Annotated in this window: 3 protein-coding genes; 2 read left to right on the top strand and 1 reads right to left on the bottom strand. The window is 70.7% G+C overall.

Annotated elements, in window-relative coordinates; genetic code table 11:
• Positions 1-398: anhydro-N-acetylmuramic acid kinase (locus tag ACFDTC_RS12095; protein ID WP_375259157.1), on the bottom strand; the 398-nt coding region annotated here is incomplete at its 3' end.
• Between the two features lie 97 nt (positions 399-495).
• On the opposite strand from ACFDTC_RS12095, the gene tyrS reads away from it, so the two are divergent.
• Both tyrS and ACFDTC_RS12085 read left to right on the top strand, forming a co-directional pair.
• The gene (tyrS, locus tag ACFDTC_RS12090; protein ID WP_375259134.1) at positions 496-1746 is read left to right on the top strand and encodes a tyrosine--tRNA ligase; all 1251 of its coding nucleotides are present in this window, start codon (positions 496-498) and stop codon (positions 1744-1746) included.
• Positions 1747-1995: 249 nt separating this feature from the next.
• Positions 1996-2810 (top strand): GNAT family N-acetyltransferase (locus ACFDTC_RS12085; RefSeq protein WP_375259133.1); only part of this gene is annotated, 815 nt, incomplete at its 3' end.

The raw sequence follows: 2810 nt of genomic DNA, 5'->3' as shown, positions 1-2810 counted from the left end.
TGGTGGAAGAACGGCGCGAGCGGCGCGCCCTCGCCGCCCATCGCCACGTCGGCCGAGCGGAAATCCCACACAACCGGTAGCCCCAGCGCGCGGGCGAGTGCCGCGCCGTCGCCGGCCTGGTGCGTGCCGCGGCCCCGTGGGTCGTGCGCGAGGGTCTGGCCGTGGAAGCCCACGATCTCGGCGCCGTCGAATTCGCCCAGCAGCGCGGCGTGCGCGCTGAGCACCGTCTCGGCCGCCTGCGCCACGTCGTCGTCGTGCCAGCGCCCGAGTGCGGCGCGCAGGATCGCGCGCTCTTCCGCGGTGTAGGGCCGGTAGCCGGTCTTGCTGAAGGCGTCGATCCGTTGGCCGTCGGTCAGCACCATCGCGGCGTCGACTCCGTCCAGCGACGTGCCCGACATCGCCCCCAGTGCCCAGATCGGCCCCTGCCCGTTCTTGCCCTTCACCTTCCGCCTCGCCGGTTGTATGGCTTCGCCCGCTGTATAACGAGGTGGCCCCATGACCTACCATCCCAAATCCGACTTCATGCGCGTGATGATCGAGCGCGGCTACCTGGCCGACTGCACCGATTACCAGGGGCTGGACGAGGCGCTGAACGCGGGGATGGTGACGGCCTATATCGGCTACGACGCGACCGCCAAGTCGCTGCACGTGGGCCACTTGCTGAACATCATGATGCTGCGCTGGTTGCAGAAGACGGGGCACAAGCCGATCACGCTGATGGGCGGCGGGACGACCAAGGTGGGCGATCCGAGCTTTCGCGCGGACGAGCGCCCGCTGCTGACGTCGGCGCAGATCGACGACAACATCGACGGGATGAAGCAGGTCTTCGCCAAGTACCTTTCGTACGGCGAGGCGGGCAACGGCGCGCTGATGCTCGACAACGCCGAATGGCTGGACGGGCTCAACTACCTGGAATTCCTGCGCGACATCGGGCGGCACTTCAGCGTCAACCGGATGCTGAGCTTCGAGAGCGTCAAGTCGCGGCTGGACCGCGAGCAGTCGCTGTCGTTCCTCGAGTTCAACTACATGATCCTGCAGGCCTACGACTTCCTCGAGCTGAACCGCCGCTACGGCTGCCTGCTGCAGATGGGCGGGTCGGACCAGTGGGGTAACATCGTCAACGGGATCGACCTGACGCGGCGGGTGCTGGACCACGAGATCTTCGGCCTGACCTCGCCGCTGCTGACCACCTCGGACGGCCGCAAGATGGGCAAGTCCGCGGGCGGGGCGATCTGGCTGAACGGCGACATGCTGGCGCCCTACGAGTTCTGGCAGTTCTGGCGCAACACGACCGATGCGGACGTGGGCCGGTTCCTGAAGCTCTACACCGAGTTGCCGGTCGAGGAATGCGACCGGCTGGGCGCGCTGGCCGGGTCCGAGATCAACGATGCCAAGATCGTGCTGGCCAACGCGGTCACCACCCTGTGCCACGGGGAAGAGGCCGCCGCGGCGGCCGAGGCGACGGCGCGCGAGGTGTTCGAGAAGGGCGGCGTCGGCGACGACCTGCCCACGCTGGTCCTGTCGGCCGACGAGGTCGGCGAGGGGATCTCGATCGTGCAGGTGATCGTGCGGGCGGGGCTGGCCAAGTCGGGCAAGGAGGCCAAGCGGCTGATCGCCGAGAACGGCGCCCGGCTGGACGACGCGCCGCTGGAGGATGCGGGGCTGATGCTGGACCGCGGCGCGCTGGCAGCACCCGTCAAGCTGAGCGCCGGCAAGAAGCGCCACGCGCTGGTCCGGATGGAGTGACGGGTTCGGGGTGTCCCACGATGGGACATCCCGACGCCCTAGCAAAATCAATGGCTTGCAGAGACGGATTCACGTCTCGGTAACTCTTGGCCCTAGAACACGGCCGCCGCCAGGGCCCAGAGCGCGAAGGGCAGCGACAGCAGGCAGGCGAGCAGCAGGGCCGCGGCGCGGGTCGGTTTCGGGCGGGGGGCGTGAGCGTTCATGCCCGCCATTAACCACGCCGTAAGCAAAGGCCGGGTTAATGCAGGCATGATCCCCCTGCCCCGCTTCGATCTTTCCGACACCGTCTCGCCCTGCGTGCCGCTGCCGCAATCGCCGGAATTCGCCCGCGCGCTGGCCGCGCTGGGCGCGCCGTTGCGCCGGCACGCGGCGGCGGGCGTCACGTGGCAGGCGCGCGAGCGCCGCCTCGGACCGCTGGGCCGGGTCGCGGTAATCTCGCGCGGGCCGGTGGGCGCGGCCGCCGATCGCGCGGCGTGGCTGCGGGACGTGGCGCGGCACCAGCCCGGCGCGGTGCTGCTGGAGGCCGAAAATTTCGCGCCGGACGCGCTGCGGGCGGCGGGATTCTGGCCGCTGGTCACGCCGGCGAGCCTGGCGCTGCTTCCCTTGGGCGACGCGGCGCGGATGCGCGCCGCCATGCACCAGAAATGGCGCAACCGGCTGGTCCGGGCCGAGGGCACGGAGCTGCGAGTCAGCCGCACGCCGCTGCGGGACGGTCACTGGCTGCTGGCTGCGGACGCGGCGCAGGCGCGCGCGCGGGGCTACCGGCCGATGCCGGCGGCCGTGTCGCTGGCCTTTGCGCGGGAAAACCCCGGTGCGGCCATCGTCTTCGAGGCGCGGCGCGGGGCTGAGCCGCTGGCGGCGGTGCTGGTGTTGCGGCACGGCGCGATGGCGACCTGGCAGATCGGGCACGCGACCGAGGCGGGCCGCGCGGTGAACGCGATGAACCTGGTGCTGTGGCAGGCGACGGTCGCGCTGGCCGCGGCGGGGCATGCGGTGCTGGACCTGGGCCTGGTCAACGGCGACGACGCGCCGGGCATCGCGCGGTTCAAGCTGGGCACCGGCGC

The sequence above is a fragment of the Citreimonas sp. genome (assembly GCF_042096055.1).
In the GTDB taxonomy this organism is placed as follows: Bacteria; Pseudomonadota; Alphaproteobacteria; order Rhodobacterales; family Rhodobacteraceae; genus Citreimonas.
The sequence above is the reverse complement of the archived record's forward strand: the minus strand, read 5'-3'. Positions and strand labels throughout refer to the sequence as shown.

Bases quoted from the DNA above. Each gene is read 5' to 3' on its own strand.
- tyrS (WP_375259134.1), top strand. From the start codon at position 496: ATGACCTACCATCCCAAATCCGACTTCATGCGCGTGATGATCGAGCGC.